The organism is Elusimicrobium simillimum (assembly GCF_049639735.1).
Taxonomy (GTDB): Bacteria; Elusimicrobiota; Elusimicrobia; order Elusimicrobiales; family Elusimicrobiaceae; genus Elusimicrobium; species Elusimicrobium simillimum.
Window position 1 is genome coordinate 404991 of the sequence record NZ_JBEVVA010000003.1, and the last position, 14978, is coordinate 419968.

At 41.0% G+C, this 14978-nt stretch carries 18 protein-coding genes and 1 tRNA gene; 5 read left to right on the top strand and 14 right to left on the bottom strand.

The annotated features are described in order from the left end of the window. Positions 1–24 precede the first annotated feature (24 nt). The 7 genes from AAIR98_RS02570 to AAIR98_RS02600 all read right to left on the bottom strand — a co-directional run bounded on the left by AAIR98_RS02570 (position 25) and on the right by AAIR98_RS02600 (position 5231). Positions 25–1161, bottom strand: a complete 1137-nt coding sequence (locus AAIR98_RS02570) for a DUF4861 family protein (protein WP_423970686.1) — start codon at positions 1159–1161, stop codon at positions 25–27. A gap of 109 nt (positions 1162–1270) precedes the next feature. After that, positions 1271–1564, bottom strand: coding sequence for a hypothetical protein (locus tag AAIR98_RS02575; RefSeq protein ID WP_423970687.1), 294 nt, complete (start codon positions 1562–1564; stop codon positions 1271–1273). Between the two features lie 29 nt (positions 1565–1593). Further along, a complete protein-coding gene (locus AAIR98_RS02580; protein ID WP_423970688.1) occupies positions 1594–1917 on the bottom strand; it encodes a TetR/AcrR family transcriptional regulator in 324 nt (107 codons plus the stop codon). Between the two features lie 425 nt (positions 1918–2342). Continuing rightward, positions 2343–3053: an SAM-dependent methyltransferase gene (locus tag AAIR98_RS02585; RefSeq protein WP_423970689.1), complete on the bottom strand. Its 711-nt coding sequence runs from the start codon at positions 3051–3053 to the stop codon at positions 2343–2345. Between the two features lie 9 nt (positions 3054–3062). Next, positions 3063–3878, bottom strand: a complete 816-nt coding sequence (locus AAIR98_RS02590; protein WP_423970690.1) for an alpha/beta hydrolase — start codon at positions 3876–3878, stop codon at positions 3063–3065. A gap of 150 nt (positions 3879–4028) precedes the next feature. Then, on the bottom strand, positions 4029–4304 hold the full coding sequence (locus AAIR98_RS02595) for a CD3324 family protein (protein WP_423970691.1): 276 nt from the start codon (positions 4302–4304) through the stop codon (positions 4029–4031). 195 nt (positions 4305–4499) lie between these two features. Next, positions 4500–5231: a PA3715 family protein gene (locus AAIR98_RS02600; RefSeq protein ID WP_423970692.1), complete on the bottom strand. Its 732-nt coding sequence runs from the start codon at positions 5229–5231 to the stop codon at positions 4500–4502. A 107-nt stretch (positions 5232–5338) separates the two neighbouring features. Here AAIR98_RS02600 and AAIR98_RS02605 point away from each other — a divergent pair, with 107 nt between their 5' ends. After that, positions 5339–5878, top strand: coding sequence for a methylated-DNA--[protein]-cysteine S-methyltransferase (locus AAIR98_RS02605; RefSeq protein ID WP_423972031.1), 540 nt, complete (start codon positions 5339–5341; stop codon positions 5876–5878). Positions 5879–5883: 5 nt separating this feature from the next. Here AAIR98_RS02605 and asd read toward each other — a convergent pair whose 3' ends face one another. After that, the gene (asd, locus tag AAIR98_RS02610; protein WP_423970693.1) at positions 5884–6747 is read right to left on the bottom strand and encodes an archaetidylserine decarboxylase; all 864 of its coding nucleotides are present in this window, start codon (positions 6745–6747) and stop codon (positions 5884–5886) included. Positions 6748–6946: 199 nt separating this feature from the next. Here asd and AAIR98_RS02615 point away from each other — a divergent pair, with 199 nt between their 5' ends. Next, positions 6947–7555: a MarR family winged helix-turn-helix transcriptional regulator gene (locus AAIR98_RS02615; RefSeq protein WP_423970694.1), complete on the top strand. Its 609-nt coding sequence runs from the start codon at positions 6947–6949 to the stop codon at positions 7553–7555. Between the two features lie 69 nt (positions 7556–7624). On the opposite strand, the gene AAIR98_RS02620 is transcribed toward AAIR98_RS02615, so the two are convergent. Together AAIR98_RS02620 and AAIR98_RS02625 are read right to left on the bottom strand one after the other, a co-directional pair. Continuing rightward, positions 7625–8386 carry an SAM-dependent methyltransferase gene (locus AAIR98_RS02620; protein WP_423970695.1) on the bottom strand — a complete coding sequence of 254 codons (762 nt, stop codon included), beginning with the start codon at positions 8384–8386 and terminating at the stop codon, positions 7625–7627. 145 nt (positions 8387–8531) lie between these two features. Next, complete coding sequence (locus AAIR98_RS02625) at positions 8532–9116, bottom strand: inorganic diphosphatase (RefSeq protein ID WP_423970696.1); 585 nt, start codon at positions 9114–9116, stop codon at positions 8532–8534. Positions 9117–9228: 112 nt separating this feature from the next. On the opposite strand from AAIR98_RS02625, the gene AAIR98_RS02630 reads away from it, so the two are divergent. Beyond that, complete coding sequence (locus AAIR98_RS02630) at positions 9229–9723, top strand: type IV pilin protein (RefSeq protein ID WP_423970697.1); 495 nt, start codon at positions 9229–9231, stop codon at positions 9721–9723. Positions 9724–9796: 73 nt separating this feature from the next. On the opposite strand, the gene AAIR98_RS02635 is transcribed toward AAIR98_RS02630, so the two are convergent. Further along, positions 9797–10468 carry a flavodoxin family protein gene (locus AAIR98_RS02635; RefSeq protein WP_423970698.1) on the bottom strand — a complete coding sequence of 224 codons (672 nt, stop codon included), beginning with the start codon at positions 10466–10468 and terminating at the stop codon, positions 9797–9799. A 214-nt stretch (positions 10469–10682) separates the two neighbouring features. On the opposite strand from AAIR98_RS02635, the gene AAIR98_RS02640 reads away from it, so the two are divergent. Further along, entirely contained in the window at positions 10683–11843 is a 1161-nt protein-coding gene (locus AAIR98_RS02640; RefSeq protein WP_423970699.1) for an SDR family NAD(P)-dependent oxidoreductase, read from the top strand. Positions 11844–11997: 154 nt separating this feature from the next. Here the strand turns inward: AAIR98_RS02640 and AAIR98_RS02645 are convergent, their stop codons facing one another. Together AAIR98_RS02645 and AAIR98_RS02650 are read right to left on the bottom strand one after the other, a co-directional pair. Then, on the bottom strand, positions 11998–12462 hold the full coding sequence (locus AAIR98_RS02645) for a hypothetical protein (protein ID WP_423970700.1): 465 nt from the start codon (positions 12460–12462) through the stop codon (positions 11998–12000). A gap of 17 nt (positions 12463–12479) precedes the next feature. After that, on the bottom strand, positions 12480–12905 hold the full coding sequence (locus AAIR98_RS02650; protein WP_423970701.1) for a hypothetical protein: 426 nt from the start codon (positions 12903–12905) through the stop codon (positions 12480–12482). Between the two features lie 282 nt (positions 12906–13187). Between AAIR98_RS02650 and AAIR98_RS02655 the strand changes: the two genes are divergently transcribed. Then, positions 13188–14786: an ankyrin repeat domain-containing protein gene (locus AAIR98_RS02655; RefSeq protein ID WP_423970702.1), complete on the top strand. Its 1599-nt coding sequence runs from the start codon at positions 13188–13190 to the stop codon at positions 14784–14786. Positions 14787–14856: 70 nt separating this feature from the next. Here AAIR98_RS02655 and AAIR98_RS02660 read toward each other — a convergent pair. Continuing rightward, positions 14857–14943, bottom strand: a tRNA-Leu gene (locus tag AAIR98_RS02660). Between the last annotated feature and the right edge of the window lie 35 nt (positions 14944–14978).

Below are 14978 nucleotides of genomic sequence, written 5' to 3' on the forward strand. Positions count from 1 at the left end.
ACGCTCCCTTGCGGGAGCGTTTTTTTATTTTTGTTGTGAAATTATTTCAACTTGCAGCGGGTTTTTAAGATTGTTAGTATAACGTTCTACATAGTTAAACCAGTCCTGGTCTGACGGAAAGCCCCACCTGCTCCAGCCGCCGCCAAAGTAGTAGGTAAAGTCCTCACCGGTTTTATAGTCCGCCAAAGCGAGCACGTGCGCGTCTTTCTGTAAGGTTGATTTTAGGCCGGGGACCACAACAGCCACATAGTTTCTGCCTACGGGTACGCCCGCGTCTGACACGGCGTTTTCCGCGTAAGCGGCGTAACCGGCTTTTTTATCTGTTTTAACATTATCCACTTTGTCGTGCAGGTAAATGCCCGGCGCCAGCTGCATTGAGGCTATCGGGCCGTCATAGCGTACAACGGCCTTGTTCATATTTGAGTAAGCGTCTAGCGATATTGTGATAACTTGTTTAAGCGTTTTATTATCTACCGCCACATTGTTGTAGGTAAGTTCGAACGTTGTGCGCAAGGGTCCGTTTTCAAGCACTTTAAAAGTGTCATAATGGTTGCCCACCCAAAGTTTATTTTTGTAATACGGCGCTACGCCGCCAGCGCCAAGCGTGTGGCCCACTTTGTAGCAGTCCAGCCCCTGGCCGCGGTCTATATGGTAGGAAAGGCCGTCTTCAAGTTCCTCTTTATAAAATTTGTTTACAATTAATTTTTCTGTTCTTTTAAGCCAGAGGTCCACGCCGTTGCTGGGGTTTTCGCCGGCAAGCGCGGGGCCGTACATGCGGTAGGCGGCTTTATCGTTTTCCCAGGCAAAGTCGTCTTTGCGTTCGGGAATGTGGCGGCCGAATGTTTGCGCGTCAAAGGTGTGCGGGGTACCGTTGGTTAAAGTATACAGAGAGGACTGCTTTTGTCCTACGTAGGCCGGGAATATAACCGCCTGCGGGCCTTTATCGGTAATCCGCGTAAATTGGTACGGCACTTGCATACCTTTGGCGTCTGTTATAACGATATTTTTGGGTTTTAAGCCTGTTTTGGTAAGGTCAAGCTCAACTATTTCATTGATTCTGGTATTATCGGCGGGGTTAGTCACTTTTACTTGCACGGTTTTAGACGCGCACGCGCCAAGCGCGCAGCATACGGCGGTAAACAGTAATATTTTTTTAATCATATTATCCTCTTATATATTTTATCCTATGGTAAAAATTATACTAAAGAAAAAGCGTGTTTACGGGGCGGTATATAAAAAGCCCCGGTAATACTTACCGGGGCTTTTTATATTATTGGTTAATCATTTGTTTTTGTGTGGTTTCCATATATTTAAGCGAGCCGCGCTTAGCGCCAAACAGGTCTTCTATAAATGACGTATAAGCCTTAAATTTACGAGGAAAGTCTTTTTTAGGCCAGGGTAATATGTGCCCTTCAAATAAAAATTGTGAAAGTAAAAGCATAAGTTCCATTGCCTCATAAGGGTAGTCTGTCTTAAAAGACCCCTCTTTTATGCCTTGTTCCAGCACCTTTGTCATTACGGGGGTTATGCGCATAATAGCCACAACAAGCGTTTTTTGAAACATTTGCGTATTGTCAACTTTTTGTATTTCCGCTATGGCCCTGCGTTTGGGGTGGATTTATGGTATTTGAAAGTGGTAACTTTATGCAGTTTTTGCTCGGCGGTAAGTTTAGGGTCGTCCGCGATAGACTGGATTATCTTCACGCCTACATCCATAAAACGCATGATAATAGCGTCTAACAGTTCTTCTTTAGATTTGAAATAATGGTAAAAAGTGCCCTTGGCTATGACGGCGGTATTTATTATGTTTTCTACTGTGGTTTTCTCATAACCTTTGGTTGTGAAAAGATTTTCGGCTATGTCCAAAATCTCATTTTTGCGTTTGTCGTGTTTTATGGTAGTTTTAGTTTGTTTCATAGCGCCTCTGGGGTTTTGCGTATTTAAAGTATAAGACATTTGCTTCTATATTTCAAGTAAGCGGATATAAAAAAAGGTCTTGATTTTTTGGAAAACAATTGTTATATTTTATTAGACCGACGGTCGGTCTAATTGTATGGTAAGGGTTAAAATACCGCGTGTTTATGGCGGTATACCGTGTATAGGTTGGGGTAAAAGGTGTTTTGAAATCACGGTAACGGGGGAAAGGGCGGCGCGGGCGTTGCCAAGCGTCCGCGCCGCAAATGGCCAGGCCGGATTAATTTTAGGGGTAAAACTAGTCCGGCCTTCATCGGGCGGCAGGAAGGCGTAAGTGTTTTTGAAGATGTTTCGTCGAGGTGGGTTGAAGGATACACAAAAAGGTCCGCGTAAGCGGACCTTTCTTTTGTTGCCAGATAAAGATTAATCTACTTTTTTTGCGCTATTATTCCGATGGTGTCAAAGTATTTGCCGCCCTCGGCCTTCATCATGTCCACGTCTCTTACGGCGTAAGGGTTGCTTGATTTCAGCCAGTCTTGCCAAGCTTCAGCGTGTGTTTTGAGGGAGAACGCTTCTTTAACCTCGGCCCCTTTAGCTTTTTGCCAAAGTTCGTTCCACCACTGTACGGAGTAAAAGAACATGTCGTCCTGCCAATAGGGCTGCATTTCCGACGGTACGCCGTTGTCAAAGTTTTTTTGCAGGCCGGGTATTGCTATGCCTACTATGCCGCCCGGTTTAAGCAAGGGTAAAATGTGCGTTTGCAGGTAATCTTGGCCGGAACCAAAGTAGTGGTAAGAGTCTACGCTTATCACCGCGTCAAAGTAATTGTCCGCGAAGGGCAGCGGTTTAGACGCGTCTACGCTAAGGGGGATAATTTGGTTTTCAAACCCCATTTCCTTAAAACGTTCGTAGTTTTCCGTAGGGGTAATCCACAGGTCCGCGGCAAATATTTGCGCACCTGTAAGTTTAGCCAGAGCCAGTGACGTCAAACCTTTGCCGCAGCCTAAATCTAAAATGCGCATATCTTTATTTAATTTTATTTTACCCAATAATTCTTCAAGTAAAAGTACGGCGTTGGGGCCCATCATATTGTCCAGCATAAACTGCGTGTTTTTATTTTTGTCTTCAAAAAAGTTCATATATTATCCTTATTTATTATTTATTTCTTTTATAACAGCGGCTAAATCATCCGCATACCAAAAAACATAGTTATGATTACCTTTGTTATATGTAAAACGCATGATAGCAGGGTTTCGCCTTACAAGCTTTTCAGACATATAATACGGCGCAATAGTATCGTCTTTTGAGTGAAACATATAAAACGGCGTTTTAACTTTGGCTACCTTAGCGGCCGAGTTCATTTTATGTTTAAGCGGCAAAAGCGCAAGCATGCTGAGCGCGGGTTTTTCTATACTTTGGTATCTTTGTACGTCGCGTATAGAAGAAAACGTGCTGCCCACTATAAGCGCTTTGTAGGCATTTTTAGAGGCCGCGTCTATAGCTACCGCGCCGCCCATTGAGTGTCCCATCAGAATAATGTCTTTATCAGTTAAATTAAACTGTTTTTTTACCGCGTTTATAACAGACTGTAAATCTTGGTAAATAGCTTTTTCCGACGGTTTGCCCGTACTTTTACCGTAACCGCTGTAGCTGTACGCAACCAGCGTGTTGCCTTGCCCGCGTAAAATGCCTATTAAAGGTAAAAGAGTAAAGTCATACGCGCTGCGGCCGTGGCTTAGTATTATTACAGGTTTTTTAGGGTCTCCTTTATAAAACCAGGACACAATTTCCTGCCCGTCTTCGGTTTTTATAATCTGCTCAATTCCGCCGGATTTTTCTATAAAACTTTCCAGCGGGGCCGAGGGGTTAAAAACCAAAGTGTCTTCTAAACCCGAAATACGTATAGCGGCAAAAAGTATAAGCCATATAACAACGCAAATTAAAAAATATTTTAATGTTTTCATAAGGGTATTATACTAAACCCCGTCTGAAATATGGCGTATATGTTTTGCCCTTTACTGTAAAAATTTTACCAGTTATATTTGGCCGCGCCTACCTACTTTATAATTATTAAATAAAAAAGCGGTACGGGCATTTTGCCCGTACCGTGTGTGCTATCTGTTATATTTTATCTTAGCAATAATCTTGTATACCGCTTTGTCAGACAGAAAGTATTGTTGTGATAACTTTTCTACACTTACGCCTTTTTGATAACTGCGAAAGATTTCTTTATTTCTTTCTTCCGTTAGTATTTTACTTTTAGTAATTGCGCCCCAAGGTTTTTTAGAACCTGTTTTTAAGGGGATGTATAAGTACTGTCCTTCAATATGGTTTTGCAGTTCCCGCAGTAATTTGGCGGGTAAGATATTTTTTGCTTTTACATAGCTCATTATGCTCTCCTAAATTTGAACTTTAAGACGAGCAAAGGCTACTTAATAAATTATCATTTATGGCAGCCTTTGCTACGCATAATGACCGATTCCTTATAAATGTTAGTCTTGATAAGACATCTCCTTAGTTAAAATACTTACTTAAATTATAACGCTTTTAACACGCAGCGTCAAATAAAGCGGAGCTTTTAATTTCTATTTATATTCGCCGTCATTAAATTTTAATGAGGAAGTATTTTTTGTTATTACCGGTTTTACTTCTGGGCAGGTTTGCCCGTCTTCTATAAAAGCATTGTCAAATATTTTTTTTGTTACAGCTTTTACAGTAAGGTTTTTATAAGAATTAGTTTCTTTGTTTGAAACAATAAGCGTTTTTACTGTTTTTGTAAAATAATCTTCGCATGTGCCGCCGTACATGCCCTCCGTTTCTAATACCGGTAAATCTTTTAGAATACGTACAATTTTGCCGTTTTCATATGTGAAAAGAGAAAGGGTTTCTTCTGTAATAGGGTTTGCTCTGCTCTGGCCAGTGTAGGTAATTCTTACGCCGAAAGCCCGGCTGTCTTTTTTTATATCATAGGCCGCGGTGTCTATGGAAACCCCGGTAAGGGGCATTGTATCGGTTGCGGCGCTCAAATCTCCGTCAAATGTTGCGGCAATTTTACCTGTTTCGTTGTCTATAAGATACAAATATAACTGGTGTTCCTGCGCTTCCCAGCTATCTTCCTGCGGTATAATTTGGGCTAATATTAATATAGAAAGAGCGGGAGTGTATGGCCATGTTTTTTTCGCTGTTAGATCGGGAGAGTATTGGGTACTGTCAATATGTAACTGATTAAGAATAATATCTTCTTTCCCAGCAAAAATACCGCTGTGGACATGTGTCAAAAAAGTAAAAGAAATAAATAATAGTAGTAATTTTTTCATATGATTATTATATAAATTGACAATAATATTTCCAAGTGATATAGTAACTTTGTATTGTACAGTTAACGGGGGGTTGTATGGCAGTTAAACAAAAAGCAGAAAAAGAAATTTTTTATACTATGGACTACTCTTCACCCATAGGCGCTTTGCTTATGGCAAGCGACGGTAAAAATATTACCGGGCTTTGGATGAAAGGACAAAAGTATTATGCCGCCACGCTGCCCGCGGGCGCGGTAAAAAATGCGGATTTGCCTGTTTTTAAAACCGCCGCCAAGTGGTTGGATAAATATTTCGCGGGTAAAAACCCGCCTCTTTCAGATTTGCGTCTGGCGCCAAAGGGCAGCGACTTCCGCGCCGAAGTGTGGAAGATTCTTTGCGAAATACCCTACGGCAAGGTTATCACCTATGGCGATATAGCTAAAAAGATTGCTAAAAAAAGCGGTAAAAAAACAATGTCCGGCCAGGCTGTCGGCGGGGCTGTGGGGCATAACCCAATTTCTATTATAATACCGTGCCACCGTGTTGTGGGGGCAAACGGCAGCTTGACAGGCTTTGCCGGCGGCGTGGGTAAAAAGGTTAAACTGCTGGGGCTTGAAGGCGTTGATATGAGCGGGCTTACGGTTCCCAAAAAAGGCACCGCTGTTTAAACTACTTATAATATCTTCCCCAACTCCGTGCCCATGGTAACGGGAACGTTTTGTTTTAGAGAGTCGCCCAGTACAACTTTATTTTTAGGAAAAATACAGATAACCGTGCTGCCTAAAAAGAACATTCCCAGTTCGGCGCCTTTTTTTAGAAAAATATTTTCCGCAGTATAGTCAAAGGTTTTTCTTTCGCCGCTTTTTGCAGATAGCGTCTCACCGGTAACAACTAAAGATATGCCCGATACTACCGCCGCGCCCACAAGCACAACGGTGAATTTGCCCAGTTTGTCATTACTAAAAAAACATACCGCACGCTCATTACGCGCGAAAAGGCTGTCTACTTTTTTTGCCACCAGCGGGTTAACTGAGAACAAACAGCCGGGTATATATATAACTTTTTCCAGCTTGCCGTCGCACGGCATGTGAACGCGGTGGTAGTTGCTGGGCGCTAAATAAGTGGTGGCGAAGATGCCGTTTTCAAATGGTTTGCTGTCTTGCTCATTTCCGCCAAGCAAGGTGTTTAAACTGTAATAGCGGTTTTTAGCTTGTAAAAGTAAGTCTTTATCTATATTACCAAACTCGCTAAGCGTGCCGTCGGCAGTGTGGATAATGGCATGAGGCTCTTGGGCTATAGGGCGCGCGCCGTCTTGCAACTTTCTTACAAAAAAATCATTAAAACATTTAAATTGTTTTACATCTTGTACTATAACTTCAGTCATGTCCACATTATAGTGTTTGATAAATATTTTTATAACAAAAGTGGTAAGCGCCCCCAGGTCCGCCTTGGCAAAAGCGCCTATAACTATTGAAATAAATTTTTTAGGTATTAAATATTGTATTGCTATTTTAATATTGTCAGTTAATGAAGACATTGTTTCCCTCTATGTTATGTAAATTTGGCGCGGCAAGTTTATATTATAAATTATTAAAAGTTTATAGCGGTAAATAAAATATAGTTGACAAACTGATAAGGTACCTGTACAATATAATCAGGTACCTTTCTAATTGTATTATTAGAAAATCCAACCGGGGCCGACGGGCCCTGCGGTTTTTACCGCGAAGGAGCAGTATATGACAGAAAGAGAAATAAGTTTAATGGAGAAGTTTGTGCGTGCCGGCGCGCTTATGCACAGGATGCACCACCATATGCATCATATGGCGGGCGGGCCTTTTGCTAACGCGCACAGGGGGCAGGGCAGAGTGCTTGCGCTACTCAAAATACAACCTAATATAAGCCAGAAAGATCTTGCCTATCTTTTAGATTTAAGAGCGCAGTCACTTAGCGAGCTTTTAGCTAAACTTGAAAAAAACGGACTTGTACAGCGCAGCGCCTCTGAAACAGACAGGCGCTCTATGAATATCAGCCTTACCCCCGCTGGGGAAGAGGCCGCGTTGCAAGGAGAGGAAACGTCAAAAGAAGACTTTTTTTCTTTTTTAAGCGATGAAGAAAAAACTAATCTTTCAAACATGCTTGATAAAATTATTGAAGGATTTGGGGATAGAATATCCGAAGGAGAAGAACATGGCGGGCACAGACATCATTTTTCACATTTTCACAGACATTGTGGAGGTTTTGAGAGAGAAGACCACGGCGGCGGCCACGGAGAAGGCTGTGAGCGCGGCCAGCATCATGAAGGTATGACGGGACATTTTAGAAGAGGCCCCGGCCGCAGGAGATAAGATAAATTGTGTTAAAACTCCGCTGTTAAATATAACAGCGGAGTTTTTATATGAGCAAAGAAATATATTTTAATTTAACAACTTTTGCCACCAAGACGCCGGCTCAGGGTTGTTTTCCGCTTTAATAACTTCCGCCGCCAGGCCTATTGTGTCAAAATATTTGCCGCTGTCCGCCTTCATCATTTCAATATCGTGTTTAACAAAAGAATGCCCGCTGGCCAGCCAGTCTTGCCAGGCCTGCTCGTGGCATTGCATGGAAAATGCTGCGGTAATTTCTATATTTTTTGATTTTTGCCAAAGGTCTTTCCACCATTGCAATGAATGAAAGTTCTTTTCCCCTTGCAGGTAAGGTTCCATTTTTGCCGCCAATTCAGCGTCGTTTTCATCTTTGCGGCCGGGTATGCCAATGGCTATAACACCGCCTTTTTTAACCAGCGGGACAATGTTTTTATCAAGGTAGCCCGCCGCTGTTCCAAAGTAGTAATAAGCGTCTATAGAGATAACGGCGTCAAAAAAGTCCTCGGCAAACGGCATGGGCTTGGCCGCGTCAATCTGCAGGGGAAAAATCTGTTTTTCCAGGCCAAGCTGCGTGAAACGTTTAAGGTTATCTGTGGCGGATATCCACAGGTCGGCGGCAAAAATTTGCGCGCCCGTTTCTTTTGCCAGGCAGACAGATGTCAGGCCTGTGCCGCAGCCTAAGTCTAAAATGCGCATATTTTTGTTTAATTTAAGCTTGTCCAGTAGTTCCTTAAGTATTATAAGCGCGTTGGGGCCCATAAGGTTGTTTTTTATAAATTGTGTGTTTTTTGCCTCATCTTCAAAAAATTTCATAATATTCTCCTGGAAGTTTTCTTCTAGTTAAATTTTATAACTTAAAACCCGGGAGCAGCACCTACTTCTTATTTATCAAAAAAGAAAGCGAGGTAATAAATCCCCCCCTTTCAAATAATTTGAAAGGGGGGGGGGAAGATAATTTCTATTTTCTGCGTTCGTAGTTTAACGCGCCGTATTTATTGTTGTACATGGTAAGCGCTTCCTGCAAAATCTCTATGGCGGTTTTTTTGTCAAACATCTTTTCCACCACAACTGTTTTATTTTCAAGCTTTTTATAGTCTTCAAAAAAGCTCATAATTTCGCTTGTAAGATAGGCGGGCAGGTCCGCGATATCGTCAAAATGGCTTACGCTGGGGTCGCCTTTGGCAACGGCTATAATTTTATCATCGGCCTCCCCGCCGTCAAGCATCCGCATAACGCCTATTATACGCGCGGGCACAATGCACATAGGCACTACAGACTCCTGCGAAAGTATCAGTATGTCCAGCGGGTCCTTGTCGGCGCCGTATGTGCGCGGGATAAAGCCGTAGTTGGCCGGATAATAGACGGATGTGTAAAGCACTCTGTCCAGCTTAAGCAGGCCGCTTTCTTTATCAAGCTCGTACTTGGCGCGGGTGCCGCGGGGTATTTCTATAATACCGTTAACTACTTCCGGCAGAGTATCCTGTGTGCCGGGTAAAACGTGGTGCCACGGGTTAAAGCCGTGTATATTTAATCTTTCTCTCATAAGTTAATTTTATTATAGCAATTAAAACGCGTTTTCCGCCGGGGTATAGACGGGTTGCGTTAGTTTGTTTTAACAACTTGTGTGAAATAGGTTTTTTTTCTATACTATAAATATGAAAAAAGGTTTTACTTTAATAGAACTTTTGGTTGTTGTGTTAATCATCGGCATATTAGCCGCTATAGCTTTGCCGCAGTACCAGAAAGCGGTGGCAAAGGCCAGAGTGGCGGAGGCCATGATAGTTCTGCGCAATCTTGTAGACGCGCAGGAAAGGTATTATCTTGAGCACGACGAATATGCCGGCAATATAGATGACTTGGATATTACTATTCCTGACGGCAGACAGTGGCAGAATATGACTGCGGAACAAAAAGCCAAAGTATACCACTATATCTGCAGCAACCAAGCCTGCGAAGCTAATACGGACGCAGTTTCTTTCCCGCAGCTTGAATACTACCTACCTCGCGGTTCCAATACCGGCTGGCAGGGCAGACGCTGGTGTAAAGCCAATACCGAAAATTCAGCCGCTATGTCTGTATGTAAATCTTATTCCGAAAGAGTAGACTGGACTGACGGCGGCAGAGGCATAACTTATTTTATAATGAAGTAACACCGCCTTTAATTTTACATAAAAACCCCGCTCACAATATTGTGAGCGGGGTTTCTACTATATAATGTTCTTGTTATTGTCCGGATATATAACGCAGATAATCCGCCGCCGGGATAAGTTCTTCTTCCAGCCCTTTGGCTGTAGCGGGGGAGATTTTATTTTCTTTAGCCATCTCAGCCCCGGCTTGTTTAACGTAAGAAAGATAGTTTTGTACTTTTTCTTGCAGTTTTGAGTTTTGCGTTTGCAGCAGCATGCCGCAGTTGCGATATATTTCTAAAATGGGGGTGGCCGTTTTCATAACTTCTTTCATGGTGGCAAAGTTGTTGTCGCCCGGGAAGCCCGCGTTGGATAGAATCATTACGTCCGGCATTTTTACGGCGTTGGCCATATCGTACTTGCCGTTATTTTCTACCGCCGCCGGGTTTTTTATGGGTATTAAACGGTCTAAAAAGTTTTTCATGCACGCCGTCATATTCCACAAATAAACAGGCGTGGCAAAGCATACTAAGTCTGATGACTTGTACAGGTTAAGCAACTGCGCCATGTCGTCATTGTGCACACATTTGCCTGGTGTCTTAAACCAACAGCTAAAGCAGCCCATGCAATGGTTTATTTTCTTATCAATTAAAAAAATATTTTCTGTTTGCGCGCCCGCCTGGGCCGCGCCCTCTAAAAAAGCTTTTGCTATAACGTTGGTATTACTTTTTGCCCCTTTGGGGCTGCCGTTAAAAACTGTTATTTTCATATATCAATTATACAAAACCCTTGGACTTAATCGTCCAAGGGTCATTGTGTTCTAAAACCTACCGAAACAGTGCAGAGCTTTGGAACGATGTAGCCAAAGACTTAAAACGAATCCGGCCATTGTTAGATATGATAGAGTGCTTTACCCTTACCTAAGTATGTCTAAAAAATGATATTCTTAATTTATATTTAAAGGTTGTATAAGGAGGAGATAAATGGGGATATGTAAAGTTTTTTTAATAATGATTTTAATTTTAGTTTTTTCTTATGCATTATTTGTTTATGGGTTTTATCGTTCTCTAAAGGACCCTTCTTCTAAGGCTCAGCTGTATGACGGGCCCATTATCGCAGATGAAAAACAAAAGACTTTGGACTCTGTTTTCAACCACAAAACAAAAGCTAAGGATGTAGTCAAAGGGTTGGATTTAACGGGTAAAAACATTGTTATTACCGCCGGGCATACGGGTACTGGTCTTGAGACTGTAAAAGCGTTGGCAAGCGCGGGCGCTCAAATAACTGTTTTAGCGCGTAAAAATGAAAATGCCGAAAAAAACTTAAAGGGTATACACAATGTACAAATAGAGTATTTTGATTTAACAGACCCGCAAACTATTGACGCTTTTGCTAAAAAATATATAACGTCCGGCAAACCGCTGCATGTTTTAATTAACAGCGCAGCTGTAATGGATATTCCGTTGGAAAGAGATTCAAGAGGTTATGAAAGGCATTTTGCAACAAATGTTTTGGGGCATTTCCAGCTGACGGCCCGTTTATATCCTGCTTTAGAGAAGGCGAACGGAGCGCGGATAATAAATTTATCTTCCCGAGGACACAGAGCGGGAGGCGTTATATTTGATGATATAAATTTTGAAAAAACAGAATACTCAGGTATGCGTGCTTACGCGCAAACTAAAACTGCGCTTGCACTTTTATCCGTAAAAGAGGATGAAATGCTAAAGAAAAAGAATATAAGGGCATATGCCGTACATCCCGGTCCCGTGCCCTCCACGGATCTTTTTGTGGGCGGCAAGATAGGCTACGCGCCAAAATATAAAATTTTTCTAGGCAGATTATCTGCTAAAGCTGCCAGAACCCTTAAAGTTACAGAAGTGTTAAATTTTATCAGAAGGCCCAAAAACACAGGGGATTTATATAAAAATGTAGAGCAGGGCGCTGCTACTACTACATGGGCTGCTTCAAGCCCGGAGTTGGAAGGGAAAGGCGGTATTTATCTGGAGGACTGCAATATTGCCCCTATAGTACCCGACGGCAGCCCCGCCCCTTTTGGCGTAAGACCATGGGCATTAAATAAAGAATATGCCGATAAGCTCTGGAAAATTTGTGAGGAAATGACAAATATAAAATTTGAAATATAAACGCCTTAAAGGCTATTTTGAATAAATTAAAGGCGCTTCATATAAAGCGCCTTTAATTGTTTTAATTTCTACCAAAAAGTAGATACCTTGCTAACAGCCGAGTATAAAACAGCACTTATTCAAGTGGCAACAGAAATAAAAAATGCCTATTAAACTATGGCTTTAAATTTTCAAGTATGTGCGGAAAGAAAAGGCAAACAATGCCTAGTACCCCACAGCCAATAATCATTATAATAAAATATAGCGGAAGGGCAAATGCATACTCCCCTGCAACGCTCGGTTTTGATAAATCTGACGGATGGACTTTAATTTTTATTTGTTTGCCTATTTTTGGCCTTCGGGTTCTTTTATAGGGCATGTAATAAGTAAACTCTTCCTGTCCGATAAAATATTTTATTTGCGGGCGATAGTAAGTTGTATAAACGGAAGGCCCTTCTGATGAGGATTCCAACTCTTTACTTTCACTGAAAGAGATTATTGTGGCATTTAAGGAGATGCTGTCTTTTTTAAAAGACGGGCTGTTTTTTATATGTTTAAAAAATAGAAAAGCACATATCACGCCAATGGATAAGAAAACAATCCCATAAATATTGTTAGCAGTAAAAATAGTATTGAACATATCCATTTTATTTTTGCTTAATCCACGCGTTCAAAGCAACCGCTCGCCTTTCCCCATTGCCCGGAAGGAGCTTTTGAGGAGGCTTCATAACAAAGATTATCTTTTATCATAAAATTAACTTCATTGTGTGGACATTCAAAGCATTTAACATATAGTTGCATAGCCCCGTCCTGGGGATTACCTTGATTAGCGGTATTTTTAGCCACCAAGATATTGGCAATGGTTTTAACGTGTCCTTTATCATTAGTGTACTGAATCCGTATAATTTGGCCGCCTTTTGTTATCCAATTTTTTATTTTAGGATGATGGTAATAGTTTTTAGAATTTGTAAGCGTATAATTTTGATTGGCATTGATTGCAAGCCAGGGTGCGCCTTTAACGCCATAAGCTAAAAGCATGGCTGGAAATAAAAACAATGATATTAGTATATATATTTTTTTCATAAAATCTCCTTTTTTAAATTTTATCATAAAATGTAAGTTCGCAATGGTAGTTAGATTTCCCACTTTGGGTTGTGTGGCTTTCTAACTTGGTTTTGCAGGGTAAAAAGGTTAACTTTACCTATACAAAACCCTTCGACTTGTTTGTCGAAGGGTTTAAGTGTCCCATATTCTACCCCCGGCTAATGACACTTTGGAACGAGAGTGTTGAAGAATTGGCACAAATGAGTCCGATTTTAGACTTGGTGGAAGCTTTTTCTAGGAATAATTTAGTATTATAAAATTATGAAAAAACTAATATCAATATTTTTTGCTTTGGTCATAACGCCAATAGTTTTTGCCTCCGACACTTACGATTGGGAGAGCACCCCGCTTACCTATCAATCTTTTGCTAAATATTGTAATGAAACACAATCCGCGTATCAATATGTTTTTAATGGATACATGAATGAGAACGGAAAAGAAGTCCCTATGTACGATTTGGAAGGAATAATAAACACTATAAAAATATTAGACGAAGATAATAAAGAAAAAAAGACTATTTTGGAAACAGCATTGTTAAAAAAAGATATTACAACTATGAAGTGTTTAAGCGGAGCCAGCTCTACGATAAATCTCACGCCCATCCTTTCAAACGGCAAAGCCACACTGGATTATGTTTTTGAATCAAAAGACAAGGAACTTATAAAAATTTATCATACCTTGGGCTATTATAACCCTAAGCATGAAACATTAAAAGAACCTTTTATTACCGCCATTAAGGACAAAAACAAACCTGAATTTGAAAAACTGCTGGCACAAGGTGCCGATATTGAGTTTCCTGTTTATCATAAAGATACGGGAAGTTGTCCTTATGATATGCTTCGCGCAAATTATACCGCTCTGTCGGACGCTGTACAAAACGGAGACAAAGCATGGGCAAAATATCTAATATCTAAGGGCGCTGATAAAGTTATAGGAACCAAATCTTGGCGAACAAAAATTGATGCAAATTGCTCTTATTGGACAGTAAACATATCTCCAATTTATACTGCAATACAAAACAATAATTTAGAAATGCTTAGAATATTAGTTGATAAAGACAATGTTAATACGCCGCTTTATCATGGCGTGAAAGACTATAAACTATCGGTTTTTACTCCGCTGGCAATAGCTGTGCAGGAAAATAATAAAGTGGCAGCAGAATATCTTGTGTCTGTGGGGGCAGATGTTAATGGCAGTTCCCAAAAAGAATTTGAAAGAGAGATTATACAGCCTATCAAGATGGCGGTAATGACTGATAATTTGGAAATGGTGAAATTTTTGGGAGAGCTGGGTGCCCATGATAGTGCAACATGTTCAGGCTATGATTCAGGTGGTTTTGAGTGCAGCTCTACGCTAGATACTGGCAATGTAGAAATTATCAGATACCTAATATCCAAAGGTTTTAAGCCTAATGATAGAGAAGATCTCTTCTCCGCAGTGCGGCGCGGCAATGTGGAAATTGTCGATATGTTTATAAAAGCAGGGGCAGATATTAAGGCAAGATATTGCGATGATGGAGGCTGCTATATCTTAATATTATCCGCTGTAGAAGATGGTAATATAAAAATGCTTCAATTTCTAGTAGATAGCGGCGCAGAGGTTTATTATGAGCATGATGAAGTGTTTGAAGGGGTATGGGGCCAGCCGATATGCAGAGTTTTTTACAGAGATAACAGTATTGACAAGACTCGCAGAGAAATATTGAAAATTCTCATTAAAAACGGGGCTAATCTAACACCAAAATGTTATTCTAATACTGCTAACGATAGTGAACAAACTATTACATCTTTCTTTTTAGAAAAATATCCGCAAGAAAAAGAAATAATAGATTTGCTAAAGTCTAAAAATGCTCCTGAGTAAATACAAAAAATTCGAAAAGTGTATAAAAAGGACGGTAGGAGCGAAGGCTCCTACCGTCTATGTTTTAAAGTGGTACCGGGAGTGGGAATCGAACCCGCACGGCCTTGCGGCCAATGGTTTTTGAGACCATCCTGTCTACCAGTTCCAGCATCCCGGCGTAAATTGTGTTTTGCCCTGTTTTGTTAATAAATA

Coding starts and splice junctions, on each gene's coding strand:
- AAIR98_RS02570 (WP_423970686.1), bottom strand. CDS start 1,161: ATGATTAAAAAAATATTACTGTTTACCGCCGTATGCTGCGCGCTTGGC.
- AAIR98_RS02575 (WP_423970687.1), bottom strand. CDS start 1,564: ATGTTTCAAAAAACGCTTGTTGTGGCTATTATGCGCATAACCCCCGTA.
- AAIR98_RS02580 (WP_423970688.1), bottom strand. CDS start 1,917: ATGAAACAAACTAAAACTACCATAAAACACGACAAACGCAAAAATGAG.
- AAIR98_RS02585 (WP_423970689.1), bottom strand. CDS start 3,053: ATGAACTTTTTTGAAGACAAAAATAAAAACACGCAGTTTATGCTGGAC.
- AAIR98_RS02590 (WP_423970690.1), bottom strand. CDS start 3,878: ATGAAAACATTAAAATATTTTTTAATTTGCGTTGTTATATGGCTTATA.
- AAIR98_RS02595 (WP_423970691.1), bottom strand. CDS start 4,304: ATGAGCTATGTAAAAGCAAAAAATATCTTACCCGCCAAATTACTGCGG.
- AAIR98_RS02600 (WP_423970692.1), bottom strand. CDS start 5,231: ATGAAAAAATTACTACTATTATTTATTTCTTTTACTTTTTTGACACAT.
- asd (WP_423970693.1), bottom strand. CDS start 6,747: ATGTCTTCATTAACTGACAATATTAAAATAGCAATACAATATTTAATA.
- AAIR98_RS02615 (WP_423970694.1), top strand. CDS start 6,947: ATGACAGAAAGAGAAATAAGTTTAATGGAGAAGTTTGTGCGTGCCGGC.
- AAIR98_RS02620 (WP_423970695.1), bottom strand. CDS start 8,386: ATGAAATTTTTTGAAGATGAGGCAAAAAACACACAATTTATAAAAAAC.
- AAIR98_RS02625 (WP_423970696.1), bottom strand. CDS start 9,116: ATGAGAGAAAGATTAAATATACACGGCTTTAACCCGTGGCACCACGTT.
- AAIR98_RS02630 (WP_423970697.1), top strand. CDS start 9,229: ATGAAAAAAGGTTTTACTTTAATAGAACTTTTGGTTGTTGTGTTAATC.
- AAIR98_RS02635 (WP_423970698.1), bottom strand. CDS start 10,468: ATGAAAATAACAGTTTTTAACGGCAGCCCCAAAGGGGCAAAAAGTAAT.
- AAIR98_RS02640 (WP_423970699.1), top strand. CDS start 10,683: ATGGGGATATGTAAAGTTTTTTTAATAATGATTTTAATTTTAGTTTTT.
- AAIR98_RS02645 (WP_423970700.1), bottom strand. CDS start 12,462: ATGTTCAATACTATTTTTACTGCTAACAATATTTATGGGATTGTTTTC.
- AAIR98_RS02650 (WP_423970701.1), bottom strand. CDS start 12,905: ATGAAAAAAATATATATACTAATATCATTGTTTTTATTTCCAGCCATG.
- AAIR98_RS02655 (WP_423970702.1), top strand. CDS start 13,188: ATGAAAAAACTAATATCAATATTTTTTGCTTTGGTCATAACGCCAATA.